Genomic DNA, 532 nt, shown 5'->3' with positions numbered 1-532 from the left:
CTGCCTGAGCATGTTGGTTAAGAATATGGCCAATACGAATCAAAGCAATATCCCCTTCCAAGTGACCGTAGTAATTATTAAATAAACCAAAGTGATCAATATCAAGCAGAATTAAACCATAACTTACGGTCTCCGTTTGTACTCTCGAACCGATGCGTTCCAATAAATGAGCTAACATCCGACGATTTCCAAGTTAGCGATGCTACGCATCGAGCTAGGGCGCTGTTAATTCATTAATATTCTTATTATTCATAGTGCGTTATCCTATCCTTACATTACCTTCCTCTAGATTTTTACGTGGTTCAATACTCAGGTCGTAGACGTCGCCACCACACACTAAAAGAATTTGTTCCCCGCGCAACGAAACTCCTATTTGAAAAAGACAACGCTTGGGAAAAAGTGCTTTGGAAACACGCTCAGACCTTCAGCCTTTGGCAAATCACTTGCGTGGAACGCATGCTCGCGTGCGGCACCAATATGATGGGCGCCAAACACTACGATTGCGGAACATCTAATTGCCCGCACACTAAGG

At 43.4% G+C, this 532-nt stretch carries 2 pseudogenes; one reads left to right on the top strand and one right to left on the bottom strand.

Going from position 1 to position 532, the window contains the following annotated elements:
• Positions 1-181 (bottom strand): annotated as a pseudogene (locus EEB15_RS34710) (diguanylate cyclase domain-containing protein); the annotation flags it as partial.
• A 116-nt stretch (positions 182-297) separates the two neighbouring features.
• On the opposite strand from EEB15_RS34710, the pseudogene EEB15_RS33240 reads away from it, so the two are divergent.
• Positions 298-532 (top strand): annotated as a pseudogene (locus EEB15_RS33240) (IS91 family transposase); the annotation flags it as partial.

Source organism: Ramlibacter sp. WS9 (genome assembly GCF_003797765.1).
Taxonomy (GTDB): domain Bacteria; phylum Pseudomonadota; class Gammaproteobacteria; order Burkholderiales; family Burkholderiaceae_C; genus Ramlibacter.
The sequence above is the reverse complement of the archived record's forward strand: the minus strand, read 5'-3'. Positions and strand labels throughout refer to the sequence as shown.